The organism is Streptomyces sp. C36 (genome assembly GCF_040932295.1).
In the GTDB taxonomy this organism is placed as follows: Bacteria; Actinomycetota; Actinomycetes; order Streptomycetales; family Streptomycetaceae; genus Streptomyces; species Streptomyces triculaminicus.
In genome coordinates, this window is record NZ_JBFQGI010000001.1 from 766,187 (window position 1) to 791,914 (window position 25,728).

Sequence of the window (25,728 nt, forward strand, 5' to 3'; positions counted from 1 at the left end):
ACACCCATACGTCTCACCACGAACCCTCAGGTGATCACACATGCCCGCATGCACCCCGTCCGCTGCCACCGAAACACCCGCCGACCCGGCCCGCACCTCCCAGCTCGACGTCGCCGGCGAGTTGCTGACCCTGCTGCGCGACACGACGACCGAACCGCGGCCCGACACACAACTCGAGGCCCTCACCCTGGCCGTGGCCGCCGACCTGCCCGTGCTCTTGTGGGGTGAACCGGGGATCGGCAAGACCGCGGCCCTGACACAGCTCGCCGCGTCCCTGGACCTTCCGCTGACCACAGTGATCGCCAGCGTGCACGAGCCGTCCGACTTCTCCGGCCTGCCCGTCGTCGGGGACGATCCCGCGGAACAGGGCGTCCCGATGGCCCCGCCGGACTGGGCGGTGCGCCTGGTACGGGCAGGCCGAGGACTGCTGTTCCTGGACGAGCTGTCCACCGCGCCACCCGCCGTTCAAGCCGCCCTGCTCCGCCTCGTGCTCGAGCGACGGATCGGTTCCCTGCAACTGCCGCCCGGGATCCGGATCGTGGCCGCCGCCAACCCACGCTCCTCGGCCGCCGACGGCTGGGAGCTGAGCCCGCCTCTGGCCAACCGGTTCGTCCACCTGCAATGGACCCACGACCACGAGGTCGTGGTACGCGGCCTCGGAGGGACCTGGCCCCGGGCGACGCTGCCACGGCTCGACCCGGAGAAGCTGCCGGAGGCCGTGAGCCACGCCCGCCGCGCGGTGTGCGGACTCCTCTCCGCCCGCCCCGGGCTCGTACACCGACTGCCCGGAAACGAAGCCCGCCGCGGCGGCCCCTGGCCGTCACCCCGGAGCTGGGATATGACCCTGTGCCTGATCGCCTTCGCGACCGCGGCCGGCTCCTCCCGGGACGTGCTGTCCCTGCTGGTCAGAGGCACCGTGGGAGACGGGCCGGGGCTGGAGCTGCTGGCGGCCCTGGACCGGATGGACCTCCCGGACCCCGAGGCGCTTCTCGCCGACCCGGTCGGCGCCGCCCTGCCCGAGCGGGGGGATCTGCGCCAGGCCGTGCTCGACGGTGTGGTGGAGGCGGTCCGCCGGCGTCCGGAGCAGTCCCGCTGGGACGCGGCGTGGGCGCTCCTGGCCCGGGCCGTGGAGACCGGGGCCCCGGACCTGGTCGTCGTCCCCGCGACCACCCTGGCCACGCTGCGGCAGGAGGAGTGGGACGTTCCGCCCTCGATCGAGGGGCTCGCCGGAGTGGTGTCCCTGTCCCGGCGAGCAGATCACGCGGCGACCCGGGCCACGGCCGCCGCGAAGGCCGGCCGATGACCTCGGACGCATCGACGACCTCGGACACATCGATGGCCGCGGACACATCGACGACCCTGGACGCTCCGGGGGCACTCGACCTCGAGAAGCTCTTCGCCGCCCGGCTGCATGCCGTTCGGGTCCGGCCCTACTTGGCGACGGCCCTGTTCGCCCTGCACACCGTGGAGTCCCGGCGCGTACCGACGATGGCCGTCGACCGGTACTGGCGCTGCTACGTCTCCCCGGCGTTCGTGGACCGGACGCCCGTGGAGGAACTGGCCGGCGTATGGGTGCACGAGGTGTCGCACCTGCTGCGCGACCACCACGGGCGCAGTGACCGGGTCGCGCGGGAGCGCGGGCTGACCGGCCCGGGGGAACGGCTGCGGATGAACATCGCCGCGGACTGCGAGATCAACGACGACGTGTTCGGCGACGGGCTGGTCCGGCCCGAAGGCGCCATCCACCCGGAGTCCTTGGGGCTGCCCGGAGGGGAGCTCATGGAGGACTACCTGCGCCAGTTCAGGCTCGGGCAGCACACGCCGAGCGTGACCTGGCTGGACTGCGGCAGCGGCGCCGACGGACTCGAACGGGAGTGGGACCTGGGTCCGGACGGCGCGCACGGCCTCAGCGAGCAGGAGATCGACGCGGTCCGGTTCCGGGTGGCGCAGGGCATCACCGGCCGTCCGGGGAACGCCCCCAAAGCGTGGCGGCGGTGGGCGGAGGAGGCGTTCCATCCGCCGCAGCCGTGGCGGGAGTTGCTGGGTGCGGCGGTCCGCTCGGCCGTGTCCGGCTCCGGCGCGGGCGAGGACTACACCTACGGTCGGCCGTCGCGGCGCTCGGCCGGGGTGCCCGGCGCTGTTCTGCCGAGCCTGCGCCGCAGGCCGCCTCGCGTCTCCGTGGTCATCGACACCTCCGGTTCGGTCAGCGACACCGAACTGGGCAGCGCCCTCCTCGAGGTCGCCGCGATCTCCCGTGCGGTGGGCGGCCGGCGCGACCTGATCACCGTACTGCCGTGCGACGCGGCGGCCCGGATCGCGCACCCGCTGTGCCGCGCCGAGGGAATACCGCTGATGGGCGGCGGGGGTACGGACCTGCGCACGGGCTTCGCCAAGGCGCTCCGGGCGCAGGTCCGCCCCGATGTCATCGTCGTCCTGACCGACGGCCAGACGCCCTGGCCGGCCACGCGACCACCGTGCCGGACGGTGGTGGGTCTGTTCTCCCGGCAGCACGCGGCGTGGGACGAGGACGATCCCGACTACGTTCCGGACCGCCCGCCCGCGTGGGCGCGCGTCGTGGACATCGGGGCCTGACCCGCCGCGCGGTGGTCCTGGGCGTGCACGTCCCGGCCAGGCCCGCCGGCGCCCGCCCTGCCCTTCCCCTATGCGGCAGCGACCTCGAACAGCGTCTCGGCCTCGGAGATCGCCCGGGTCAGGGCCCCGGGCTCCGGCCGCAGTCCGGCCACGATCGTGTCGACCCCTCGTAGGCCGGCCCGCTGCAAGAGCCGCTTTTCGTTGGTGACCCACTCGCCGCGCGCCGCCAGCACCGCATGCGCCGTCTGCATGGCCGCGATGGCCAACGCGCCCGCGACCTCGGCGGCCCGGCCGTGCCGGGCGTACGCGCCCTTGGCGTACTGGAGTGTCGTGGCCGCCCGGTCGCGCCACATCGGTGGGGCCGCCTCGCGCAGCGCCTGCGGGTACTCGGGGCGGGGCAGCGTGCCGTGCAGCACCTGGTTGACGGCGAGTTCGGCGACCAGCAGATAGCTGGGGATGCCGGCGAGGTGGAACATCAGCGGCTCCCAGTGGAAGCGCCCCTGCCGTGCTTCGGCGAGCTCGTGCTCGACGACGTCGAGGTCGCGGTAGTGGACGTCGACCTGGCGGCCGTCGATCCTGAGCCAGGCGCCGCCGTTGAAGACGCCCCCGCCCCAGTCCCCGATACCGGAGACCTCGCCCTCCCAGCCGACAGCGCGCAGGTCGGCGGGGTCGAAACCGCCCCGGTAGTAGACGGCCAGGTCCCAGTCGCTGTCGGGAGTGTGGGTGCCCTGAGCGCGCGAGCCGCCGAGCGCGACGGCGCGTACGGCGGGCAGGGCGGCGAGCCGGTCGGCGACGTGGTCGAGGAAGATGTCGTCGGTCATGGCGATCCGATCGTGAATCGTGAGAAGTGGATGACGGGCGATGCGGCGGCACACCGGATGAACGCCGGAGCAGGGCTCGGACGGCGGCGTTGTGCGAATCGATGCACCGGGGCGTGGTCAGCACTTCATGAAGCAGACCTTAGCGCGCTTGCCCGCTGCCCCGGGGAGCCGGGGTACGGGTGGCGGACCGTGTCTCGAATGGCCTGGTCCGAGCCCCGTCGGACCCGAAAACCAGGTGCGTTTGAGCCGCTTTGCCTTCGTATACTTGCGCGAGCCGAAAAGACGGGAGGTGGGGACGATGAAGCTTGCCGAGGCGCTGGCAGAACGCGCGGAGGCGACGCGTCGTGTGGAACAGCTGCGAACGCGCGTCGTCGGCAGTGCGCGGTATCAGGAAGGCGAGACGCCCGCCGAGGACGCGGCCGAGCTGCTGGCCGAGGCCGGTGAGGTACTGGGCACCCTGGAGACGCTGATCCGGCGGATCAACCGGACCAACGCCGCAGTGGAGATGGGCCAGGACGGCACGCTCACCGACGCCCTCGCACGCCGCGACGTGCTGCGACTGCGCCACTCGGTGGTCACCGCGGCGGCGGACGCCGCAGCGGGCACGGGCGACCGGGGCTACGGCCGCCAGCTCCGTTCCGAGCTGATGGTGCTCTCCGCGCTTCCGGTCGCGGAACTGCGCCGTCAGGCGGATGACATCGCCCGGGAGATCCGTGAGATCGACATGCGGATCCAGCGGGTGAACTGGGAGGCCGACCTGCTGGACTGAACAGTCCAGTCCCAGCAGGAGGCGTGACGATGTGGAGCAGGTAGCCGTTTCGGAGGCGTGCACAAACCGAGGGCCGGCGGTTTTCCGGCCCACCTATGGCGCGTGAAGAGCAACGCCGGGGTTCGACTCCCCATGAACCGTGCAGCTCAGCATCGCGTACAGGTAAAGGTGCACATCGCACAGAACATCACCATGTGCAGATCCGAAGCGGCGAGGGCGGGTTCGGGGCTTTCCACATCCCAGCGTGTCGGCCTCAGACGGAGAAGCCGGAGATCCTCTGCGGAGTCACCCGGACGACCAGCCGGAGGACATCGTCCGACTCGGCGGGCGGGTCCTCGCCGAGGTACTTCTGCGAGAGCTCGCGCGGAAGCGACTTCTCCCGGTCCTCGATCAGTTCGACGGTGCCGCGGATGTCCACGGAGTGGTACGGATTCTCGGTGTCGTAGACGGTGAGGCTGACCCGTGGGTCCCGGGTGAGGTTCCGGGCCTTCTGCCGCCCTGCCGTGGTGGAGAACAGCACCGTGTCTCCGTCCCTTGCTATCCAGACCACCGAGGTCTGCGGTCCGCCGTCCCGGTTCAGCGTCGCGACGGTGGCGAAGTTCCTCCCGTCCAGAAGCTTGCGCGTCTCCTCGTTGAACGCCACTGACATGGCCTCACCCTTCTGTCCGGCATTCCGTATGTTCACTGCTTGCGTGCAACGGATGCGAGGGCCGAGTTCTTCCCGACGCAGGATCAGATAGCCGGCGTCCCGGCCGTGCTGTCGCGATCTCGCCGAACGTGCCGTGCCGGGAAGGGTGGCGTGGTCGTGGATGTGTGGGGGCCCGACTGGGAAGAGTGGTGGGGACCGGTACATCCATAGGCGGCTGGGGAGGTATCGCCCGTGCGTGTGGCGTTGCTCATCGGTACGGTCGGACCCCCGCAGGCCGTTCGTGCCGTGCCCGAGGCGGTGACCGACCGATGAGCCTGAGCGGCATGGACCGGATCGAAGCGCCGGGCGACGAGGAGACGATGCCCCCGTCACCTCTGCTGGCCGAGGCCCGCGGGCTGTTGCCCGGCATCGTCGCCGTGCGGCGCGAGATCCATCGCACTCCGGAGGCCGGCATTCATCTGCCCCGGACGCAGCAGACCGTGCTGAGCGCGCTCGCCGGCCTGGGGCTGACCGTCTCGGTCGGTGAGCGCCTCAGCTCGGTCGTCGCCGTCCTCGAGGGCGCGGCTCCGGGCCGTACCGTTCTGCTGCGGGCCGACATGGACGCACTGCCGCAGCAGGAGGACACCGGGCTGGAGTTCGCCTCGCAGAGCGAAGGCTTCATGCACGCCTGTGGCCATGACACGCACACGGCCATGCTCGTCGGGGCGGCCCGGCTGCTCGCCGCCCGCAGGCAGCGGCTCGCGGGTCGGGTGGTGTTCATGTTCCAGCCGGGGGAGGAGCTCAGCGGCGGGGCCCAGCTCATGCTCGAGGAAGGGGTACTGGGCGACGCGGAAGGCTTCCCGAAGGTGGACGGGGCGTTCGCCCTGCACGTCGCCGCCCGCTACGAGGCGGGGACGGTGCACCTGCGCCCGGGGCCGCAGTTCGCCGCCGCGGACTTCGTGCGCGTCACCGTGCGCGGCCGGGCCGGACACGCGGCCGCGCCGCACAAGGTCCTCGACCCGGTGCCCGTGGCCTGCGAGATCGTACAAGCCCTGCAGACCATGATGACCAGGACCGTCAGCGTCTTCGACCCCGCCGTCCTCACGATCGCAAGCGTCACGGCGGGCAGCACGTTCCACGTCGTGCCCGAGACCGCCGAGCTCTACGGCACCTACCGCACCTTCACCGACGCCAGCCGACAGGTGGTGCGCGACGGCATCGTCCGGGTGGCCCACGGCGTGGCCGCGGCCCACGGCGCGGTGGCGGACGTCGAGCTCGTCGACGGCTCCCCGGCCTTGCACAACGATCCGCTGTTCACCGCCGGCGCCCGCCGGGCGGCGGCGACGGTGGTCGGCCCCGGCCGCGTCCACGAGATGCCCCACCCGACCATGGGCGGAGAGGACTTCTCGTACGTCCTGCGGCGCGTGCCCGGCGCGATGGCCTTCCTCGGTGCCTGCCCACCGGGTCGTTCGCCCGCGACGGCTCCCGACAACCACTCCAACCGCGTCGTGTACGACGAGAGCGTGATGGCGATCGGGGCGGCCGTGCACACCGCGGTCGCCGAGGCGTTCCTGGCCGTTCCGGCGACCGAAGCACGTCTCTTCGGGGAGGGCGCGGACGGGAGTGCGTAGGCCCTCGAGCCGAGTGGTGGCCGGCCGTCAGGTCTCGTCCTCCATCGCGGCGTCGCAGGTGCTGCAGACCCGGTCGGCGTATTCCGGGGCGTACCACGGGGAACCGGGGTGCTCCGACGGTTTCCCCGGCGCCGCCTCCATGGCGAACGTGTCCTTGCCGCAGAACGTCCGAGGGCCCAGCGCCGAGGAGCCCGGGGCGGTCGGCGCGGCATGCACCCTGTGGACCACCGGGGTCGCCTCCTCCCCACCGGACGCCGCGTCGGCCGTGGTCGGCGCCCTCTCGAGCTCGTACACCGTGATGATCTTCATCATGTGTCCGACCGTAGACCGCCTGGCGGGAAATCGCCGGAACGCGCGCCGTGGACGGGATGTACCGGGCCGAAGCGGGCGGAAGAGGCTCCGAGGCCCCTCGTCTCGCTCCACCGGCTCGCGCTAGCGTGACGGACACCAATAAGATCAAGAAGGAGTAGTGCGCGATGCCCAGCCAGATGATCGATGTCCCCACACCCGACGGTACGGCCGACGCCTTCCTCGCGTTCCCCGAGGGCGGCGGCAGCCACCCGGGCGTCCTCCTCTACATGGACGCCATCGGGCTGCGGCCCGTGCTGCGCGAGATGGCCGAGCGGCTGTCGGCGCACGGCTACTGCGTGCTCGTCCCCAACGTCTTCTACCGCACCGGTCGCGCACCCGTGCTCGAGATCCCCGACCTGACGAACGCGGAGAGCCGCGAGGCTTTCGTCTCCCGCGTCATACCGCTGCTGACCGAACACACCCCGCAGCGTGTGCTCTCCGACGCCCAGGCCTACCTGGACTTCCTGACGGCGCGGCCCGAGGTCCGTCCCGGCCCGGTCGGTACCGTCGGATACTGCATGGGGGCGACCCTGGCCCTACGGACCGCGGCCACCCACCCCGGGCAGGTGGCCGCCGTCGCCGGCTTCCACCCCGCCTCCCTCGCCACGGACGCCCCCGACAGCCCCCATCTGCTCGCTCCCAAGGTGAGCGCGGAGGTCCACTTCGGGATCGCCGAACATGACGAGTCGATGCCGCCCGAGGCCGTCGCGCGCCTGAGCGCGGCCCTGGACGCGGCCGGCGTCCGCAACACCTGCGAGGTGTACCCGGGCACGGTGCACGGCTTCACCATGGCGGACACCGCGGTCTTCAACCAGGCCGGGCTCGACCGGCATTGGGACCGGCTGCTGGACCTCCTCGCGCGGACCCTCACCGTCGGCTGACGGCCGGGGAGCCGTCCAGCCATGCCCCCTGACCGGCTACGACGGCCCCGATCCCGGTAGCCTCTGCCGCTGTGACCGCTGCTGATGCGACCGCTACTGGCAGGCGGCCGTGTGCCGCCTGCCGGGCGACCGTTTTCTTCGAGATTCTCCGGGCCCTTCGGGCTCTTCAGGCGCTGAAGCGCTCGATGAGCGTCTTCATGCTGTCGAAGGCGGGCTTGGGGGTGTAGTCGTCGGTGGTGAGCCCGAATCGGTGGAACAGGCCGGGCTTCGCGCTGTCGGCGTCGCGCAGCGAGAAGTGCGTATAGCCGCTCAGGTTGAGTTGTTTCGATTGGGCGGCGATGACCTGTACGACGGTCTCGACGATGCCGGCCTGCCGGTGCGGTGGGCGGTGGGGTCCGGTGGGCCAGCCGTGCTCGGTGATGTGCAGGGGCAGGTGGCCCAGGCCGGCGGGTGTCAGCACCGCGTCACGGTGATGGCGCAGCAGCCCCTCGACGGCCAGCGCGAGGTCCGGCATGGCGACAGGCTGGAAGACGTCGGGGAAGAAGTCCAGGCCCACGTAGTCCAGATCGGCGATGAAGCCTCCGCCTCCGCGGTGGGTGAGGTCGGCGACGAAGGAGGTGGCCGGGCCGAAGAGCGGGGTGGTGTTGAACCCGGCCCGTAGGTGTGTGTACCCGAGCTCGCGTGCTCGCTCCTTTACGACGGACACCCCACGGACGACCGCCTCATGCACCGCCGGGTAGTAGCCGTCCAGCGTCGGGTTCGAGGTGAGGTTGGGCTCTTCCGTCACTTGCAGGGTGCTCGTGACGGCGCCGTACTGCTCGACCAGCTCGCGCAGGAAGTCGCAGTAGCCGTCGACGTCTCCGGCGGTGGACTGGTACTGCGCCACCAGGTCCAGGCTGCGCCCCCGGGTGGCGTACCGGTCCGCGTCGGCCGGTGTCGCGGTGGCGTGCGGCTCGCCGAGCCGGGTGGCGTCGTCGAACCGGGTGTAGGCGCGCACCAGGAACGGGCGGTCCGGCCGGCCCTGCAGCAGGTCGAGTGCGGTCGATATGCGGGCCGGGTCGTCGGGCGGGCCGACGGCCAGGCCCCCGGCGTCGTCACCGGCGATTCCGCCCGGGTAGATCCCGAAGAGCATGCCGTCATGCGCTGTCAGCGTCACGCGTTCGATTCCTCTCGGCTCAGTGGTCGTGTGATCGTGCGGTCGGTGTGGTCGGGGAGCGGTCGTCTCGGTGGACTTGCGGCGGGGGAGCGGCCGTCGAGGCGGCAGGCCAGGTCAGCGAGCCGCCGCGGATGTCGTCGATGACCGAGGCGATCCAGGCCAGCTCGGCGCGAGCGAGGCACAGCGCGTATTCGGCCTCGACCACGTGCAGGCGAGGTACGCCGGCCGCCAGGGCGTTCGTAAGGCGCTCCTCATCGGCGTCCGTGCGCTGCCGGAGGCGTTGGGCCCGCTCGGTCAGGGCCTCCACCGCGCCGCTCGGCCCGAGGGCGCCGAGGTAGGTGACCGTGCCCAGGAACTGCGAGAACTCCCGCCGCGGGTTGCGGACCTGGGAGTCCAGGCGCCGTACGAGTTCGTCCCAGCCCGCCTGTGTCAGTGCGTAGACGGTCCTCTCCGGACGCTTTCCCGAGCGCTCCCGGCCCTGCTCGGCCACCCATCCCGCTTCGGCCAGGGCGGCGACGGTGTTGTAGAGCGTGCCCCGTGTGATCGCGGCCGCGTGGCTCTCGCTGCGCCGGCGCAGCTCGTTCAGCATCTGGTGGGGGTGCGAGGGCTGTTCCAGCAGGAGTCCCAGCACTGCGAGGACGATCGGGTTGTCGAGGGCGCGGCGTGGCATGGTCGAACTCTATCAGTCCAAATAGACTATCCAGCCCGAGGTGGTGGGTCGGTGGTGGGACGGACCGCGCGAGCGGTTCGTTCAAGACCGGGCGGCATCGCGGGCCCGAAGCTGCTCGTATGACCGAGCGAGCGACAGAGCCAGTGACTGAGCGACCTTTCACGCCCGCGCTGGGCCGCATCGCCCCCGTGCGCTTCTTCGATCTCGTCCTCGCCCTCATGCGTGAACCCCTGTGGCGCGGCCTGCTGGCCGCCCATGCGGCGCCGCGCCCGGGCGACGTGATCGTCGACGTGGGCTGCGGAACCGGCTCGCAGGCCTTGCTGTTGAAACGTGTGGAACCGGACGCCCGGATCGTCGGCGTCGATCCCGACCGTGACGTGCTGGCGCTGGCACGGCATAAGGCGGATGCCGCCGGAGCGGTGCTGGAATGGCGGGTCGGCATGGGTGACGCGCTGGTGGAGCTCCTGGGCGCCGGATCGGCGGACACGGTCGTCTCCAGCCTGGTGCTCCACCAGTGTCCGGTCGCGATGAAACGGGCGGTGCTCGCCTCGGCGTTCGCGGTGCTACGGCCCGGCGGGAAGCTGGTGATCGCCGACTTCGGGCTGCAGCGGACGAGGTTGATGCGCCTGGCGTTCCGGTTCGTACAGCTGGCGGACGGCAGGGAGGACACGCGGCCCAACGCGGACGGCGTCCTGCCCGGGATGATCGCCGAGGCCGGATTCCGGGAGGTTCGCGAGGCGGAGGCGGTCTCAACGGTCTTCGGTTCGATCTCGGTGTACGTCGCGCGTCGCGGCTGACGGGCGCGGAATCGGCCGTAGCAGTATCGGCCGTAGGACCGAGGGGGTGAGGCCCATCATGTCGCGCATCTGCCGGTTGAGATGGGCCTGGTCGGCGAAGCCGCCCGTGATCGCCGCGTCGGCGAGCGACTGGCCTTCGCGCAGGGCCTCGGCAGCACGGATCAGCCGCTGCCAGATACGCCAGCGGGCGAGGGGCATGCCCAGCTGATGCCGCGCCAGCGCGCGAAGACGCTGGGGCGAGAGCCCCACCTCCTCGGCGAGCCTCGGCATCGGTACGCTCCGGTCCGCCAGCGCGTCCATCGCCGCCAGCAGCCGCCCGTCGATCCTGCTCGAGGGGCGCGCGCCGGCGGGACGGACATGCTCTTCACGGAGGCCGCTCAGGTCGGGAGCGGCGGTGATGCCGTTGATGCCATCGCCGCAGCGTTCGCGCAGCCGGTCCGCGAACGCGCAATGCGGGTCGACGAAGAAGACCCGCAGGCTCGTCGCCGCGAGCATGCGGTGACGGGCCATCGGCGGCACGATCAGCGCCGTGTCGCGATGGCACGTCCCGGACGCGTCCAGCATGGTCACGTCGCCCTGGAGGGCGATGGCGATCTGAAAGGCGGCGTGACCATGAAACGCGCTGTTCGTCGACGGACCCAGATAGCACGCGTATCCCGCACGAATGACGAAGCGCGGCACCGACTCCTCCCCGGCCTCCACGCTCCGATGCTGCCAGCCCGGAGCCCCGCCGACGAGAGGCCGCCGCCCCCGAACGCCCCTTACAGGTACGGGCGGGTGATCAGCTCGATCGCGTGACCGGCGGGGTCCTTGAAGTACACCCCTCGACCGCCGTGCCCGTTGTTGATCTCGCCCGGGAGTTGCATCTGCGGATCGGCCCAGTGCTCGATGCCGCCGTCGCTCAGCCGCCGGTACGCCCGGTCGAACAGCTCGTCGTCGATCAGGAACGCGTAATGCTGCATCTGGATGTCCACCGGCGGCTCGGCGAACTGGAGCAGTACGCCATCGGTGAGCTGGATGTTGACGAACGGCCCCCAGGACGGCGCCTCGGGGAGTTCCAGCAACTCCCGGAAGAACCGCGCCGACTCGTGGCGGTCCTTGGCGGCGATGATGGTGTGGTTGAACGTAACTGTCATGCGGTTGACCTCATTGATGTTCGGCAGAAAGAACGGACTCGTGGTGCGCGAGCTGCGCTGGGGGTCCGCGTGCCGAACCGAGGGGGTGCCTTCTTCGCACCCGTCGCGTGATCAGCCCCCCACCGGGTGGCCAATCCGTGCGTGGCGTAGCGCCGTTCCGGTGTTCACGTCGGGTGACCCTACTTGACCTGGCGGTCCGTCACAACCGGATAGGCCTGTCGAGCCGATCCGCCGGTCAGCGCGGTGTCGGCAGCTCCCAGGATGTTGCCGAAGGTGCGGGTGATCAGAGGGCGTACGAGGAGCCGTGTGAGGGCGGCACCGAGCAGGGGGAGACGCATCTCGGCGCGAGTGGTCCAGAGCACCCGGGTGCCGCCGTCGACCTCGGTGAACGACATGCGGCCGAGCTCGTGCCTGGACGGCGGCAGGCTGCGCTCGACGACGTACTCGGTGGAGTACGGCGGGTCGTACTGGGTGACGCGTTCCCGGAACCAGCCGATCAGCCACAGGTGGTTCCGGATCGCGCCGACGCCGTAGGGCGCGGTCTCGCCGTGCCGGGTCAGGCGGCAGCGCCGCACCAGGGGCGAGCTCGTGTAGTTGGTGGTCGTGGTGAGCCAGGCGAAGACATCGTCGATCGGGGCGTTGATGACGCGTTCGACCGTCATGGTTTCCACGGCTGGTGACCTCCTCGGTCGAGTGGGCGCACCGTTTCGGCACGGTGCAGCTTGTCGGGGTTGCGTATGCCGTAGAGGCCGGTGATCCGTCCGTCGTGAATCTCGAACGCGACCAGCCAGTCGAGTTCGCCGTCGGTGAGGAACCGTGCCGCGGGCATGCCGTTGTAGGTGGCCTGTTCGACGCGGGTCGTCGCGGCGGTGGCGCGGGTGACGCCGAGGACGAAGCGGGCGACGTCGTCGCGGCCGATGATCGGGCGACGGGCGGCGACGACCTTCCCGCCGCCGTCGGAGAGTTGCACGACATCGGGCGCCAGCAGGTCCATCAACACCTGGACCTCTCCGGTCGCCGTCGCCAGCAGGAACCGCTGGACGATCTCCCGGCCGGCCTCGGAGTCGGGCTCGAAGCGACGGCGCCGCGCGTGGACGTGCCGACGGGCGCGGTGGGCGATCTGCCGGACGCTGACCTCGGTCTTCCCGATCGAGGCGGCGATCTCGCCGTGGGAGTAGCCGAACACGTCGTGCAGCACGAACACCGCGCGTTCGGTCGGGTTCAGCGTCTCCAGGACGAGCATCATGGCCATGGACACCGACTCGGTCAGGACCGCGTCCTCGCTCACGTCGGGTGCGGTACGGATCGGTTCGGGCAGCCACGTGCCGACGTATTCCTCGCGCCGCGCCTTGACCGCACGCAGATGGTTGAGGGCCTGCCGGGTCACCACCCGGACCAGGTAGGCGCGCGGATGCTCGACCGTGTCCGGATCGACCGCGCTCCACCGCAGGTAGCTCTCCTGCAGCACGTCCTCGGCGTCGCCGGCGCTGCCCAGCATCTCGTAGGCGATGGTGAACAGCAGCGGACGGTGCTCGGTGAAGGCGTCCTCAGCCATGGCCCGCCACCGGCCCGAGCACGTGTCGGCATCCCGGCATCACATCCGGCTCCTCTCTTCGGCTGCCCATCGGGACACGCCGGACCGGCGAACCGTGACAGCCCCTCACTGTGATTTGCTTCACAACGCTGGTTCCCTGCCGCTGCGTTGGCCAAAGCACGCAGCCCGTCGTTCGAAAATCACCGGCCGTCGCCGGTCTCGCCAGCGAAGATGGGCGCATGCAGAAGATCCCTACGCTCTTCGTCCGCGATCCCGACGACCGCCGGTACGTCCTCCCCGAGGTGACGCCCGGCTGTGAGTGGGTGATCGCGGGCGAAGGCATACCGACTCGCAAGTACGACGGTACGTGCGTGATGCTCGACGGCACCGGCGAGTGGTGGGCCCGTCGCGAGGTCAAGCCGCGCAGGACGCCCCCGCCCGGCTACCTGGCGGTCGAGACGGACGAGGTGACGGGCAAGACCGTCGGCTGGGAGCCCATCGCGCAGTCGTCGTTCGCGAAGTTCCACGCGGAGGCGCTGGCGAACCCGGCGGCCTCCGCCGCCGGGACGCTCGCCCCGGGCACGTACGAGCTGGTCGGCCCGAAGGTGAACGGCAATCCGGAGCGCAAGGAGCGGCATGAGCTGATCGCCCATCGGGGTGCCGCGCAGTGCGACATCCCGGAGCGTTCCTTCACCGTGATCCGCGACCGCGTCCTGACCTCCCACACCTCGGACGGCTGCGAGGGCGTCGTCTTCCACCACCCCGACGGCCGGATGGCGAAGATCAAGGCCCGCGACTTTCCGTCCGGCGACTGACGCCGGCGGCCAGTCGATCGAGGGGCTCGCACTGGCTCGTGGACGCCGTCCTCGACCGCACCGGCCGGCTGCGGCATGCGGAGAGCCGACCCGGGTCCGATGTCATCGGCTTCGTTTCCTGAGATGGTGCATTCCGTTCCGAAGGAGCACCGGAGGGGCCGGGCCGCGCCGGACCGAGAGGCGGAGCATGAAGCGGAGCATGAACACGTGCGCACATGACGACACTCGGCACACCGACCCCCTGCCCCTGCACCGCTTGCAGGTCCCCCGGCCGCAGGTGCCACCGTTCGCCATGGGCTCGTTCGACTCGCTCGGCCCCGATTCCCGGGCGGGCTATCCCCACCGGCACACCTTCTACGAGATCGTCTATGTCACCGGCGGTTCGGGGACCCACGTCATCGACCTCGTCCGCCGGCCGCTGCGCCCACCGCACCTGTGCGTCCTGCTGCCCGGCCAGGTGCACCACTGGGAACAGGCCTCCGACCTGAGCGGTGTGCTGATGCTGTTCACCGAGGACTTCCTCCTGGCCCGTCCCGGCGACCGGCACCTCCTGCGCGCGCTCGGCGAGCGGTCATGGCTGCACCTGCCACCCGGGCTGCCGGCCGAGCCTGCCGAGCCCGCCGAGCCGGGCGAGGACGGCGCCGGCATCGGGGCGCTGGTCCGGTCCATGGAACGGGAATGCGTCGCCAAGGCGGACGGCTACGTCTCCGTACTGGAGGCCTACCTGCACATCCTCCTCGTACGCGCCCTGCGCCTGCCCGCCGCGCGGGAGCACGGCACGGCCACGGGCCGGGCCGCGGAGGTGTCCCGGACGTTCGGCCTGCTCCTGACCGAGAGCGCGGGGGCCGAGGGATCGGTCGGCGCCTACGCGGCCCGCCTCGGCGTCTCGGTCGGCTACCTGAACGAAGTGGTGAAGCAGGCGACCGGCCGGACCCCCGGCGAGCTGGTGCGCGCGGCACGGCTCCTGGAGGCGAAACGTCTGCTGGCCGGCTCCGGCCTCGGCGTGGGGCAGGTCGCGCGGCGCGTGGGGTTCACGGATCCCGCGTACTTCTGCCGCTTCTTCCGCCGGGAGACCGGCATCAGCCCGGGGGCCTTCCGGCGGGCGGCCGCGGGCGCGGCCGTGGAGGAGTGAGTCCCGGAACCGCGCTGGAGAGGAGTGAGTCCCGGAACCGCGCTGGAGCGGACACCCACGGGAATCACCACGTTCACCGAACGGAGTCCATCGATCCGCACGTTCGTTCTCCCTAGGTTCGTCAGCGGGCCACTCACCCCCAGGAGGCGAACCATGACGGACGAGCACATCGGCGCCGACGCCCCGGAACCCTTCGGACGACGGTCGGTCAGCCGCAAGACGCTGCTGAAGGCGGCACTCATCGCGGTGCCCATGCCCGCGCTGCTCGGCGGCGGCGTGGCTCTCGCCCGCGACCACCGGCCGTCGGACCCGCCGCTCACCCCCACGCCGTACTGCGACGACGGGGACGACCCGACGCCGCCGCAGACCGAAGGCCCGTACTTCAAGCCCGACTCTCCCGAACGTGCCTCCCTGCTGGAACCCGGTACGCGCGGCACCCGGCTCACGGTCAGCGGCTATGTCTTCGGCCCGACCTGCCGCCCGGTCGCGCACGCTCTGCTGGACTTCTGGCAGGCGGACACGGCCGGCGCGTACGACAACACGGGATTCCGGCTGAGAGGACACCAGTACACCGACGCGCGCGGAGCCTTCATGCTGACCACCATCGTCCCCGGGCTCTATCCGAGCCGCACCCGCCACATCCACGTCAAGGTCCAGGCCCCCGGTGGCCCCATCCTCACCACCCAGCTCTACTTCCCTGGTGAGCCCCGCAACAACACCGACCCGATCTTCAACGCGGCCCTCCTGATGAACGTCCGTCAGGCCGGACCCGCGAAGCAGGCGACGTTCGACTTCGTCATCGGCGGAAGCTGACCGGTCAACGCCCGGGGCGCGGCACGTCAACGCCGGATCGCGGGCGGAGCGTCACAGTGCGTCGATCCGGGGGAAGACGGCCTCGTCCAGAACGATCCCGATCCCGGCCGCGACCGGAATGGCGATGAGCGCGCCGACCACCCCGAGCAGCGCACCGCCGATGACCACGGCGACGACCGTGACGATGGGGTGCACGCTCACGGCGTAGCTCATCGCCTTCGGCATGATCAGGTAGTCCTCGGCCAGGCGGAATCCGACGTAGAAGCCGGCCGTGGCCAGCGCGACCGGGAAGGACACCGAGAGCGCGACCAGGCTGACCACCAGGCCGCCGATGGTGGAGCCGACCACCGGCACCATGTCCATCAGCGCGACGAAGACGCCCAGCGCGGCGGCGTAGGGCACGTCCAGGGCCACGCACCACAGGAACGTGGCGAGACCCGCGATGGCGGACGTGACCGCGTTGCCCAGCATGTAGCGACCCACGCGCCACAGGATCTCCTCGGTCACGTCGATCACCTTGGCGCGCCGGCTCAGCGGTACGAACCGGTAGGCGAATCGCTTCAGGTGCTCCATGCCGGCCATGAAGTAGACGGTCAGGACGATGACGAGCCCGGTCCCGGTGACCGCGCTGAGCACGATGTGACCCGCGCCCAGCAGCCCCCCGAGCACGGCCGAGCCGCCGCCCGCCCCGAGCTGCTCGCGCAGCTTGGCGACGAGGTGGTAGCGATTCTCGAGCCGGCCGAGCAGCGAGTGACGGTCGTGGAGCTGCTGCAGCCACTTCGGCACGGCGTCGGCCAGTGCGGAGACCTCCTTGGAGACCGGGGGGATGACCAGCGCGAGGAAGCCCGCGAGCACCACCAGCAGGCCCGCGATCACGACGACCACCGCCCAGCCCCGGCCGATGCGGCGCCGCGCCAGCCACCCCACCACCGGCTCCAGGCTGATCGCCACGAACAGGGCCAGCAACAGGAGCGTGAGCAGTCCCCTGATGTGCAGCACCGTCTGCAGCGCCACGAAGGCGAGCGTCAGCCCCAGGCCGATGCCGAAGCCGACGGCGAACCAGGACGACGTCGGTCGTACCCGGCGCTCGCGCCCCGCATGCCGTCCGCCCGGTCGCACGCCGGCGCCCTCGGATGTCGCGTCCGCTCCCTCTTCTCCCTCTTCCGCACCGTTGCCGGTCAGCACTCCCTCCTCTCCGCCACCGGGCCCGGACCGGCGGTCGTCGGCCCGGGCCCGGTCGGTGCATACCCGTCCGGCGCGGCGCGCGACCGAACGGCGCGGAATACCACCTGCAGGGAGCACGGGGAGCCAGGCGGCCGCGGAATGCCACCCATGGGCCATCGCCGGCCATTGCCGGACGTCCCGTCTCCGGTGCACCCTGATGGTCTTATGGAGACACGTACGTTGACCGTGCCCGGGGCCGAGATCTACTACGAGGTACGCGGATCGGGGCGGCCTCTTCTGCTCGTCAACGGTGGCGACGGCGACGCGGCCCTCTTCGGGCCGCTGGCCGCACTGCTGTCGGAGACCTACACCGTCATCACGTTCGACCTGCGCGGCAACTCCCGCAGCCGCCTCACGGGCCCGCCCGAGGAACAACGGATCGAGGGGCACGGCCAGGACGCCCACCTGCTGCTGAGCGCGGTCGCCGGCGGCGAACCGGCGTACGTCTTCGGCACCAGCTACGGCGGGATGATCGGCATGGACCTGCTGGCCCGTCACCCCGACCAGGTGCGGGCGCTGGTGGCGCACGAGCCGTTCCTCATCGATCTCCTGCCCGACGCGGACCGCTGGCACGCGTTCTTCCAGGAGATCTACGAGCTGTTCGAGCGCGAGGGGCTCGACGCCGCCTTCCGGAAGTTCGGCGACGCGATCGGCGTGGACGCGCCGCCGGAACCGGCGGAGGGCCTTCCCGAGCCGGTGCGGCAGGTGCTGGCGCGCCTGCGGGTCAACATGGACACCTGCCTGCGGTACGAGCTCCGCTCGTTCGTCCGGTTCAGGCCGGACGTCGCCGCACTGCGCGCCGCGCCGTTCACACTGGTGGTCGGCGGCGAGGGGCCGCAGACGCTGCTGCACCGTACGGCAGGGGTCCTGGCGGAGAGTGTCGGCACCGGGATCGTGGAGTTCCCGGGCGGACACGTGGGCTTCCTGACGCACCCGGCGGACTTCGCGACCGCGCTGCGCGGCACGCTCGAGGGCTGAACGACGGCGACCGTCGCCGTCCCGTATTCCCTTGTGCCCGCAGGGAACGATGTGGTGATCGACACGCAGATACGCGCCTCGCCGGCTGGCTAAGCTTGCGAACGCGTGGCCGATGAAACGGATTTCCGGCCATGGATGATCCCGCGTGCGTGCGGCCCCGTCCGCTGCCGCCGTGAGGAGCAGACCACCGTTCCAGGTGAAATGGGGGAATTCGAACATGGCAGTGAAACCGCCCGAACACGACGAGGCCCGGCGCATCGCGGGCCTGGAGGCCGCACAGGAGAAGGCGATCGCGCTGTTCGCCGAGGTGGAGGCGCGCGGGCTGGTGGCGCCCGGCGTGGGGGAGCGGGAGGCGAGCGACCGCATCCGGGACCTGGCGAACGAGATGTTCGGCACGACCAAGCACTGGCACAAGCGCATCGTCCGTTCCGGTCCCAACACCCTCGCCCCGTACCAGGAGAACCCGCCGGACCGCGTCATCGACGAGAACGACATCGCCTTCGTCGACTTCGGCCCGATCTTCGAGGAGTACGAGGCGGACTTCGGCCGCACGTACGTCTTCGGCGACGACCCGGACAAGCACCGGCTCGTCCGCGACCTCCCCCGCATCTTCGACGCCGGGCGCGCCGCGTTCGAGGCCGATCCCGGAATCACGGGCAAGCAGCTGTACGCCGAGGTCGAGCGCCTGGCCGCCGAGGCCGGCTGGAGCATCGGCATCTGGCACACCGGTCACCTCGTCGGCGAGTTCCCGCACGAGACCAACGAGGGCGCGAAGAGCCAGTCCTACATCACGCCCGAGAACGACGGCCCGCTGCGCCGCACCGACCGCGGGGGCCGGGTCTGCCACTGGATCCTCGAGCTGCACCTCGTCGACGAACAGCGCCGGTTCGGCGGCTTCTACGAGCAGCTGCTCGACCTGGCCTGACCCCTGGCAGGGTACGACGGCCGGACCGTCGGCGAGGCGTCGGACGGGGCGTCGTCGCAGGTGAGCGTCGTGCGGTGCGCCTGCCTGGCGTGCTTCGCGGTCCGGCTCGGTCGTTAGGGTGGCGTGATCATTGCTTGAAGAAAGGCCACGGCGTTCACGGTGACCGAGTCCCGCCCCCACTCCCTGTTCTCCTTCGGCACGCTGAGGGAGGAGCACGTTCAGACCGCGCTCTTCGGTCGGTCCGTGCCCAGTTCCGCGGCGTCGCTGGTCGGCTACACGACCAGGCCCCTGCCGATCACCGACCAGTCCGTGATCGACGCCAGCGGCCTTGATGTGCACCTGACCCTGGAGCGCAGGATCGGCGCCGTCGTCGACGGTGCCGTCCTGCGCCTCACCGACCAGGACCTCGCCGCGGCCGACGCGTACGAGGTCGACGACTACACCCGCCGGCGGGTGCTCCTCACCTCCGGTGAGAGCGCCTGGGCGTACGTGGACGCGAAGCCGCTGCGCTCGGCGGAGCGCATCGTCATCGTGGGCGACAGCATCGCCTACGGACGCTGCGATCCGCACGGCGGATGGGCAGCGCACCTGGCGGCCGCTCACATCGCCCGGAACGAGGCCGCGCACCGGGTCTTCAACCTGGCCATCCCCGGCAGCACCCTGACCGACGTCAGTGAGCAGACGCCTCCGCTCCTGGCCGCCCGCCGGCCCGACACCATCCTCGTCGCCGCCGGCATCAACGACTCCGCCGTGCCGCTCGCCACCCCGCGGGCCGGCCACGACGGCCTGGCCCGCCTCGCGGACGACCTCGGCTCGCTGGCCGCCACGGCCCAGAGCCACAACGCGCGGCTCGTCGTCGCGGGCCCGACGTGGCTGGACGAGGCGCGCACCGGCGACTACGAGGGTTTGCGCTTCACCCAGGCCCGGGCGCTGGCCCTGCGCGAGTCCATACAGGCCTGGTGCGCGGAGAACCACGTCGACTTCCTCGACATGTGGGAGCCGCTGCGCGACAGCTCCGAACTGTTCGTCGACGGCCTTCACCCCACCGCTGAGGGCCATCAGGTGCTCTACCGACACCTGGAATCCCTCAGCCGCTGAGCCCACGAGGGCAGCGGGCAGGCCTTCGGGATCGTTCCTGAGGTAAGCGATCGGTGAGTGCGCGGCCTCCTGGCCGCGCGGGCCGGGTCGGTCGTGCCGCGGGCAGAGGAGAGGCCAAAACGCCAAAACGCCGTTCAGGATGCCGGTTGCGGCATCCTGAACGGCGTTTCCGGAGCGTGGGGTGGGCGGCGAGGTCCTGTTCGGCAGGGGCCTCGCCGCCCTGTTGCGTCTACGCCCCTCAGGCTGTGGCGGACGCCGGAGCCGACTCGGCGGCCTCGGCGGTCTCGACGGCCTCAGCGGTCTCGTCGGCAGGGGGGATGCGGTGCATGCCCTTGCGGTCGTAGAAGCGGGTGACGCCGAAGCCGAAGACGACGGAGACGGCCAGGGCGATGCCCATGGAGACCCAGGCGCGGGTGAGGCCGGCGTCGGCCTGGGCGTCGTAGTAGAGGATGGAGCGCATGCCATCGGTGATCTGCCGGAGCGGTTCGAACTCCGAGAGCCCGTGGAAGAAGCCGGGCAGCGCCTGCAGCGGGACGGTCGCCCCGGAGGAGGGGACGGCCATGGCGACGAAGACGATGGCCGAAAGCAGCATGCCGGGGACGCCGAAGGCGGCGAGCAGCGCCAGGGCGCTCACGCCGACGACCGCGATCGCGCCCACGGAGTAGAGCCACAGCAGACCGAGGTGGGAGGCGTCCATGCCGAGGACGCCGACGGTGGCGAACTCGACGAGGGAGCCCATGAGCACGGAGAAGGCGAGCATCAGGACGGTGCCGATGCCCAGCGTGCGCACCCGGCTCGTGCGCTGGAGGGGCATGCGCTGACGGATGGGCCCGAAGTCGGCGTGCAGGTAGCCGAGCGCGGTGTCGACCTGCGAGTTGATCGCGTTGGCGCCGAGCATGCCGCAGACGACCAGGACCAGCGCGTAGTAGAAGGCGCTCAGGCCCATGGCGCTGTGCGAGCCGAGCGGGTGGCCGTCGGCGATGACGACGGTCGCGGGATCGGCGAGCATCAGCTGGGAGGCCGGAGTGAGCTTGGCTCCCTGGCTGTTCGCGCGGCTGAGGAGCTCCTTGCCGAGCTGGGCGGAGGCGGCGTGGGCGGCCTTCTGGTTCGCCTGGCTGGCCATGGAGGAACCGATGCTGCCGGCCGACTGGTTGGTCAGCACGGTCAGGGTCGGCCGCACGGGCTGCTTCTGCTGCTTCTGCTGCGGGCTGGTCAGCCCCATCACCGCGGCGGTGAAGTCCTTCGGCACGACGAGCGCGCCGAAGACCTTGCCCTGGCCCAGCCGCTTGTCGGCCTCCTTCTGGCCGAGGACCTGCCAGTCGAAGCTGTGGTTGTTGGCGGCGTTCTTCTTGATGCCGGCGACGACCTGGTCGCCGAGGTTGACGGGCTTGCCGCCCGCTTCGGCGCCGCTGTCGTTGTTGACCAGGGCGACGGGCAGGTCGCGCAGGTTGCCCTTGGGGTTCACGTTGCCACCCACATAGAGCAGGGCGAACAAGGTGGAGACCATGGCGAGGATGAGGCCCGACCCGATCCACAGCCGCGGGCTGCGGAGCGCGGAGGAGGGCTGAGGGGAAGGCATGACTGCTCCGGAAGGTTACATAGAGTAGCTAGATATTTAAGGTATCCAGTACTGGATAGTGGCAGTATCTTCTTAAGGTGTCCAGTCGTCGCCGACGGATGCCCGGTTCGCACCACCAGCGAGGACGCCGCATGAAGATCTCGGAGCTCAGCCGCAGGACCGGTGTGCCGGTCGCCAGCATCAAGTACTTCCGCCGCGAAGGCCTGCTCCCCGCCGGCAGGGCGACGGCCGCGAGGCTGGCCGAGTACGGGGAGGAGCACGTCCAGCGCCTGCGGCTGATCAAGGCCCTGACCACCCTGGGCGGGCTGTCCATCGCCGCCACCCGCGACGTACTGGCGGCGGTCGACCAGGCCGAGACCACCGACGGAACGCTCCGGGCGATCAGCTACGCCCTGCCCGTACCCGTCACGGCGGCATCGGCCGGAGACGCCGAACGGGACGCGGACGCCGAAGCGGCCGCGGAAGCGGACGTGACGCGCCTCATCGCGGCCATGGACTGGAAGATCCCCGGCACCTCTCCCCACATCCGCGGCCTGGCGATGGCGCTGAGAGAGCTCAGACGCCTCGACGCGGACTACCGACCGGAAAGGCTCGTCGCCTACGCCGAACTGGCCCACTCCATCGCCCGCCTGGACCTCGAACGCGCGGCCGCCTTCGACGACTCGCCGGCCCTCGCCGAACAGGCGGTCATCGTCCTCGCCCTGTCCGGCCCCATGCTCGAACTGCTGCGACGCCTCGCCCAGGAGGACCAGGTCCGCCGCCGCTCCACACTCGACGACAACCCCGAGGAAGGCCCGGGCGCCGGACCGCGCTGACCGGGCCTCGTTGTCCCCGCGGGTCACGCTCCTCGGGGCCGGACCCGGCCCTGCGCTCAACCGGTGGCGCCCACCTTGTTGTTCGGTGCTCCGTCGCCGACTGGCGGCAGATCGCCCCGCCCGGCGGGCTGCCCACCGCTGCTCTGCTGGGGAGGCAGTACGGCGTCGAGTTCCGTGTCACTCGCAGCGTGCGCGGCTTCGGCCGCCTTGCGCAGGGTCGCGCGATCGACGGTCCCGGTGTCGGCGGTGACCTGCACCAGGCGCCCGTCCACCTCGCTCGCGTACTCGTGTTGCTTGCCGCTCGTGCGGTACCACCCCTTGCCATCCCTCAGGCACTTGGCACCGTCGCCCATGCCACCGTTGCCGCCCCTGAGCGGGGCCTTCGGGCAGCTTGCCGCGTCCATGGAACCCTGATCCACAGCGAGGCGTATCCGCGCCCCCGTTTCCTGTTCCACATACGTCGCCGAGAACCCGTCGGCGCCGAGGACGCCCACGGACTGCTTGGCGACCTCATAGCCGGGCACCTTGGTGACGTAGACGTTCTTGATCGACACCTGGGCGGCACGCGCACGTGCCTCCAGTTCGGACCGGTCGACTCCGGAATGGACGGCCCCACTTCCGGCGGATTCGGTCCCGCAGGCGACCAGGGCAACGGACACCACAGCCATCACGGGTAACAGGGGGCGCGGCAGTCGCGCGGCAGACACCATGCGGTCATGGTGTCGCACGGACGTTCCTCGCGCCGCTGTTATGGGGCGGGTTCGGTGTGCCGGAGGGTGCGGAAGACCTCGGGGGTCGTCCAGCCGCGCAGCGTCGCGTGGATCGTCGGGCCGAAGGTGGCCTCGGCTGTGTCGGCGTCGAGGGCTCCGGCCAGTTCGAGGGTCACAAGGCCGTGCAGGGTCACCCAGAGCGAGAGGGCGATGAGGGTCGCTTCGCCGGCGAGGACGGATTCCGCCAGGGCGCGATCGATCGCCGCGAGGAGTGGCTGGATGGGGTCGCTGGTGCCGACCGCGCCGGACGGGTCGAAGGCTTGCACGCCGCCGAACAGCACTGTGTAGAGGTGGCTGTGGTCGCGGCCCCATCGACGGTATGCGGCGGCCAGTGCGTAGAGGTCGGCGAGGGGGTCCTGGGAGGTCGGCACCGCCGACACATCGTGGAACAGGCCGGCGACGGCTCTGTTGCGGACCTCGCCGATCAGGCCGTCCTTGCCGCCGAACAAGGAGTACACCGCCGTCGTCGACGTCCCGGCGGCAGTGGCGAGGGCGCGGACCGTGAGCGACTCCCGCGGGCGGGTGGCGAGCATCTCGGTCGCGCACGCCACAAGGCGCTCTTTGACGGTCTCGTCGTTCGTTCTCGGCCTACCCACGGCGAACAGCTTACCCGCTCTGATAACGTCGTTTTGAAACAGTGTTCTGAAACGGCTGGAGGCCCCTCATGCCAACGTTGATACGACCTGTCCGCTTGGCCGGTCGCCTCGTACTGGCCCTGGCTGCCGGCGCGGTGCTGGTCGTCCTCTTCCTGGCGCTCATCGTCCTCACGGACGGGGCGGGCTCGGGGTTTCCCGCGTTGTCGACCACCCTTGGAATCGGGACAGCCGCCGCGCTGTGGTGGGGTTGGCGCCGTACCTGGCCGGCGCGGCTCGTGCCGTTCGTGCCGGTGGTCGTCGCGGCAGCGTTGACGGCGTCGGTGTGCATCCCGACCGCTCCCACAGCACGGCGGTACCCGCCCGACCTGCCTTTCGTGGCCACGCAGCACTGGAGCCTGGCCACGGGCAGCCGGGTCGCCGTGTACCACTACCCGCCCGCGAACGCCAGCACCCGACACCCCGTTCCGTTCGTGTACCTCAACGGCGGGCCGGTTCGCGGCATCTCGATTCTCGACCACCGGTTCCTTCAGCTCCTGGCGCGACAGGGCTACGACGTCTACGCCTACGAGCAGGCCGGCGGCGGGCGAAGCGGCCTGCTTCCCATGGGCCGGTACGCGATCTCCAGGTCGGTCCGCGATCTCGCCGCCTTCGTCGACCGCCTGGGCAAGGGCAGGGTCGACATCCTCGGGTTCTCCTCAGGCGCGGTCGTGCTCACGCGAGCCCTGGCCGACCCGGACGTCGCCGCACGCCTGCACCGGGCGGTCATCGCCGAGCCCGGCCCGATGGACGGCCCCACCGCGCGCATCACCGGGCACAAGGGCCGAGAATCCGCGCGCGGCCTCGCGCCGGCCATGACCGGACCGCGGTCGACGCGCATCCCCCGGTACGCCGTCGCGTTCGGCTTCATGCGACTCGGGCTCCTCACCCCCGACAGCGGGCTGATCGGACAGGCCGAAGGCGACAACGCGTTCACCGCCGCCGACCTCGGCAGCGACACCGCATCCGCCTACTGCGCGCGCGACGCGCACCGCATACCCGTCGAGGACACGGCACAGAACTTCTCCTTCAGCCCCGCCGCCAGCCTCCGAGTTCAGCGGACGACCAAGGACTCTCCCTCCATCGCCCCGCAACTGAGGCACTCCCGGACGCCCGCGATGCTGATGATCGCGGAGTGCTCCTCCCAGGTCCGCCAATGGGCGACGGCCGTCCTCGCCAATGATCCCGCCATCCAGCGCACCCAGTACATGCCCGGCGTCGGACACCACATGTGGAACGGCCTCGACGACAACAACAGCCGAGCCGCCGCCACCATCACCGCATTCCTGCAGGACACGGCGGCGCCCCTGCCGAACCACCCGACCCGCGGCGGGATCCCCGCCTTCCTTCGCGACCGCAAGTGACGGCGAACCGCAGTCCATCACCGGCTCGACGGGCGAGTGACGGCAAGGCTTCCGGTCTCCCGGCAGAGCTAACCGGCAGAGCCAACCGGCAGAGCTAGGTCCTGTCCGAGGAGACCTGGTGGGAGCTGGTACGGTATCGGCTCCGGAATTCGGCCAGCAGCTCGTCGGTCACCTCGGCCCCGGCGTTCACGGCGGCGTGGACGTCGCGGAAGTAGTTCTCGTAGCCGGCGGGGGTGTAGAGGCACAGGGCGCGTGCGGTGACCGGGCCGGCGTTGCGGAAGCCGTGCGGGGTGCCGCGGGTCGCGGCGAGCAGATGCCCGGGGCCGGCCGTCAGCTCGCCGTCCCCGGTGTGGAGCGTCAACTCGCCCTCCAGGACGTAGAAGTACTCGTCGTGTCCATCGTGCACGTGCGGCCTGGCGCCCATGGTGCCGGGGGCGAGGCTGAACTCCTCGAAGGCGAAGTGCCCGCCCGTGTGCTCGCCGGTGAGCCGGAAGAAGTGCGCGACACCGGCGACGTCCAGGAGCTCACCGTCCTGGGGGCGACGCAGCAGCGGACGAGCGGAAACGTGGGCCTGGTCATCAGTCATGGGGGGGCATTGTGACCGAGGGTTCCGCCCC

At 70.9% G+C, this 25,728-nt stretch carries 28 protein-coding genes; 14 read left to right on the forward strand and 14 right to left on the reverse strand.

The annotated features are described in order from the left end of the window. Positions 1-40 precede the first annotated feature (40 nt). Positions 41-1,303 carry an AAA family ATPase gene (locus AB4K12_RS03370; RefSeq protein WP_368432717.1) on the forward strand — a complete coding sequence of 421 codons (1,263 nt, stop codon included), beginning with the start codon at positions 41-43 and terminating at the stop codon, positions 1,301-1,303. A 32-nt stretch (positions 1,304-1,335) separates the two neighbouring features. Next, positions 1,336-2,592, forward strand: coding sequence for a VWA-like domain-containing protein (locus AB4K12_RS03375; protein WP_368433140.1), 1,257 nt, complete (start codon positions 1,336-1,338; stop codon positions 2,590-2,592). A 68-nt stretch (positions 2,593-2,660) separates the two neighbouring features. Here AB4K12_RS03375 and AB4K12_RS03380 read toward each other — a convergent pair whose 3' ends face one another. Then, positions 2,661-3,413, reverse strand: a complete 753-nt coding sequence (locus AB4K12_RS03380) for a nucleotidyltransferase domain-containing protein (RefSeq protein ID WP_368432718.1) — start codon at positions 3,411-3,413, stop codon at positions 2,661-2,663. A 298-nt stretch (positions 3,414-3,711) separates the two neighbouring features. Between AB4K12_RS03380 and AB4K12_RS03385 the strand changes: the two genes are divergently transcribed. After that, positions 3,712-4,182, forward strand: a complete 471-nt coding sequence (locus AB4K12_RS03385; protein ID WP_368432719.1) for a DIP1984 family protein — start codon at positions 3,712-3,714, stop codon at positions 4,180-4,182. Between the two features lie 253 nt (positions 4,183-4,435). On the opposite strand, the gene AB4K12_RS03390 is transcribed toward AB4K12_RS03385, so the two are convergent. Then, on the reverse strand, positions 4,436-4,831 hold the full coding sequence (locus tag AB4K12_RS03390; RefSeq protein WP_368432720.1) for a PPOX class F420-dependent oxidoreductase: 396 nt from the start codon (positions 4,829-4,831) through the stop codon (positions 4,436-4,438). Positions 4,832-5,154: 323 nt separating this feature from the next. Between AB4K12_RS03390 and AB4K12_RS03395 the strand changes: the two genes are divergently transcribed. Beyond that, positions 5,155-6,441 (forward strand): M20 family metallopeptidase, encoded by a 1,287-nt coding sequence (locus AB4K12_RS03395; RefSeq protein ID WP_368432721.1) that lies wholly within the window; start codon positions 5,155-5,157, stop codon positions 6,439-6,441. Positions 6,442-6,468: 27 nt separating this feature from the next. On the opposite strand, the gene AB4K12_RS03400 is transcribed toward AB4K12_RS03395, so the two are convergent. Beyond that, the gene (locus AB4K12_RS03400) at positions 6,469-6,753 is read right to left on the reverse strand and encodes a hypothetical protein (protein ID WP_368432722.1); all 285 of its coding nucleotides are present in this window, start codon (positions 6,751-6,753) and stop codon (positions 6,469-6,471) included. Positions 6,754-6,917: 164 nt separating this feature from the next. Between AB4K12_RS03400 and AB4K12_RS03405 the strand changes: the two genes are divergently transcribed. Then, entirely contained in the window at positions 6,918-7,673 is a 756-nt protein-coding gene (locus tag AB4K12_RS03405; RefSeq protein ID WP_368432723.1) for a dienelactone hydrolase family protein, read from the forward strand. 166 nt (positions 7,674-7,839) lie between these two features. Here the strand turns inward: AB4K12_RS03405 and AB4K12_RS03410 are convergent, their stop codons facing one another. Beyond that, the gene (locus tag AB4K12_RS03410; protein WP_368433141.1) at positions 7,840-8,805 is read right to left on the reverse strand and encodes a hypothetical protein; all 966 of its coding nucleotides are present in this window, start codon (positions 8,803-8,805) and stop codon (positions 7,840-7,842) included. Between the two features lie 43 nt (positions 8,806-8,848). Further along, a complete protein-coding gene (locus AB4K12_RS03415; RefSeq protein WP_368432724.1) occupies positions 8,849-9,499 on the reverse strand; it encodes a PadR family transcriptional regulator in 651 nt (216 codons plus the stop codon). A gap of 119 nt (positions 9,500-9,618) precedes the next feature. Between AB4K12_RS03415 and AB4K12_RS03420 the strand changes: the two genes are divergently transcribed. Next, positions 9,619-10,296: a class I SAM-dependent methyltransferase gene (locus AB4K12_RS03420; RefSeq protein WP_368432725.1), complete on the forward strand. Its 678-nt coding sequence runs from the start codon at positions 9,619-9,621 to the stop codon at positions 10,294-10,296. Here AB4K12_RS03420 and AB4K12_RS03425 read toward each other — a convergent pair. From AB4K12_RS03425 to AB4K12_RS03440, 4 genes are all read right to left on the reverse strand, one after another. Beyond that, complete coding sequence (locus AB4K12_RS03425; RefSeq protein ID WP_368432726.1) at positions 10,249-10,998, reverse strand: helix-turn-helix domain-containing protein; 750 nt, start codon at positions 10,996-10,998, stop codon at positions 10,249-10,251. The genes AB4K12_RS03420 and AB4K12_RS03425 overlap by 48 nt on opposite strands. Positions 10,999-11,057: 59 nt before the next feature. Beyond that, positions 11,058-11,432 carry a VOC family protein gene (locus tag AB4K12_RS03430; RefSeq protein ID WP_368432727.1) on the reverse strand — a complete coding sequence of 125 codons (375 nt, stop codon included), beginning with the start codon at positions 11,430-11,432 and terminating at the stop codon, positions 11,058-11,060. 179 nt (positions 11,433-11,611) lie between these two features. Then, the gene (locus tag AB4K12_RS03435) at positions 11,612-12,103 is read right to left on the reverse strand and encodes an SRPBCC family protein (RefSeq protein ID WP_368432728.1); all 492 of its coding nucleotides are present in this window, start codon (positions 12,101-12,103) and stop codon (positions 11,612-11,614) included. Next, entirely contained in the window at positions 12,091-12,987 is an 897-nt protein-coding gene (locus AB4K12_RS03440; RefSeq protein WP_368432729.1) for an RNA polymerase sigma-70 factor, read from the reverse strand. The genes AB4K12_RS03435 and AB4K12_RS03440 overlap by 13 nt, the downstream gene beginning before the upstream one ends. Positions 12,988-13,205: 218 nt before the next feature. Between AB4K12_RS03440 and AB4K12_RS03445 the strand changes: the two genes are divergently transcribed. The 3 genes from AB4K12_RS03445 to AB4K12_RS03455 all read left to right on the forward strand — a co-directional run bounded on the left by AB4K12_RS03445 (position 13,206) and on the right by AB4K12_RS03455 (position 15,726). Beyond that, the gene (locus AB4K12_RS03445; protein WP_368432730.1) at positions 13,206-13,781 is read left to right on the forward strand and encodes a hypothetical protein; all 576 of its coding nucleotides are present in this window, start codon (positions 13,206-13,208) and stop codon (positions 13,779-13,781) included. 199 nt (positions 13,782-13,980) lie between these two features. Next, positions 13,981-14,913 carry an AraC family transcriptional regulator gene (locus tag AB4K12_RS03450; protein ID WP_368432731.1) on the forward strand — a complete coding sequence of 311 codons (933 nt, stop codon included), beginning with the start codon at positions 13,981-13,983 and terminating at the stop codon, positions 14,911-14,913. A gap of 153 nt (positions 14,914-15,066) precedes the next feature. After that, a complete protein-coding gene (locus tag AB4K12_RS03455; RefSeq protein ID WP_368432732.1) occupies positions 15,067-15,726 on the forward strand; it encodes a dioxygenase in 660 nt (219 codons plus the stop codon). Between the two features lie 51 nt (positions 15,727-15,777). Here AB4K12_RS03455 and AB4K12_RS03460 read toward each other — a convergent pair whose 3' ends face one another. Then, positions 15,778-16,911, reverse strand: a complete 1,134-nt coding sequence (locus AB4K12_RS03460; protein ID WP_368432733.1) for an AI-2E family transporter — start codon at positions 16,909-16,911, stop codon at positions 15,778-15,780. A gap of 225 nt (positions 16,912-17,136) precedes the next feature. On the opposite strand from AB4K12_RS03460, the gene AB4K12_RS03465 reads away from it, so the two are divergent. The 3 genes from AB4K12_RS03465 (at position 17,137) to AB4K12_RS03475 (ending at position 19,951) form a co-directional block, all read left to right on the forward strand. Further along, complete coding sequence (locus AB4K12_RS03465) at positions 17,137-17,928, forward strand: alpha/beta fold hydrolase (RefSeq protein ID WP_368433142.1); 792 nt, start codon at positions 17,137-17,139, stop codon at positions 17,926-17,928. Positions 17,929-18,145: 217 nt separating this feature from the next. Further along, positions 18,146-18,853, forward strand: a complete 708-nt coding sequence (locus tag AB4K12_RS03470) for a M24 family metallopeptidase (RefSeq protein WP_368432734.1) — start codon at positions 18,146-18,148, stop codon at positions 18,851-18,853. Positions 18,854-19,012: 159 nt separating this feature from the next. Continuing rightward, positions 19,013-19,951, forward strand: a complete 939-nt coding sequence (locus AB4K12_RS03475) for a GDSL-type esterase/lipase family protein (RefSeq protein ID WP_368432735.1) — start codon at positions 19,013-19,015, stop codon at positions 19,949-19,951. A gap of 238 nt (positions 19,952-20,189) precedes the next feature. On the opposite strand, the gene AB4K12_RS03480 is transcribed toward AB4K12_RS03475, so the two are convergent. After that, complete coding sequence (locus tag AB4K12_RS03480) at positions 20,190-21,530, reverse strand: YhgE/Pip domain-containing protein (RefSeq protein ID WP_368432736.1); 1,341 nt, start codon at positions 21,528-21,530, stop codon at positions 20,190-20,192. Between the two features lie 131 nt (positions 21,531-21,661). Between AB4K12_RS03480 and AB4K12_RS03485 the strand changes: the two genes are divergently transcribed. After that, on the forward strand, positions 21,662-22,345 hold the full coding sequence (locus AB4K12_RS03485; protein ID WP_368432737.1) for a MerR family transcriptional regulator: 684 nt from the start codon (positions 21,662-21,664) through the stop codon (positions 22,343-22,345). Positions 22,346-22,401: 56 nt separating this feature from the next. On the opposite strand, the gene AB4K12_RS03490 is transcribed toward AB4K12_RS03485, so the two are convergent. Together AB4K12_RS03490 and AB4K12_RS03495 are read right to left on the reverse strand one after the other, a co-directional pair. Next, complete coding sequence (locus tag AB4K12_RS03490) at positions 22,402-23,055, reverse strand: hypothetical protein (RefSeq protein ID WP_368432738.1); 654 nt, start codon at positions 23,053-23,055, stop codon at positions 22,402-22,404. 38 nt (positions 23,056-23,093) lie between these two features. Beyond that, positions 23,094-23,711 (reverse strand): TetR/AcrR family transcriptional regulator, encoded by a 618-nt coding sequence (locus AB4K12_RS03495; RefSeq protein ID WP_368432739.1) that lies wholly within the window; start codon positions 23,709-23,711, stop codon positions 23,094-23,096. A 95-nt stretch (positions 23,712-23,806) separates the two neighbouring features. Here AB4K12_RS03495 and AB4K12_RS03500 point away from each other — a divergent pair, with 95 nt between their 5' ends. Next, positions 23,807-25,111: an alpha/beta fold hydrolase gene (locus AB4K12_RS03500; RefSeq protein ID WP_368432740.1), complete on the forward strand. Its 1,305-nt coding sequence runs from the start codon at positions 23,807-23,809 to the stop codon at positions 25,109-25,111. A gap of 94 nt (positions 25,112-25,205) precedes the next feature. Here AB4K12_RS03500 and AB4K12_RS03505 read toward each other — a convergent pair whose 3' ends face one another. After that, positions 25,206-25,697: a cupin domain-containing protein gene (locus AB4K12_RS03505; RefSeq protein ID WP_368432741.1), complete on the reverse strand. Its 492-nt coding sequence runs from the start codon at positions 25,695-25,697 to the stop codon at positions 25,206-25,208. Positions 25,698-25,728: the final 31 nt, after the last annotated feature.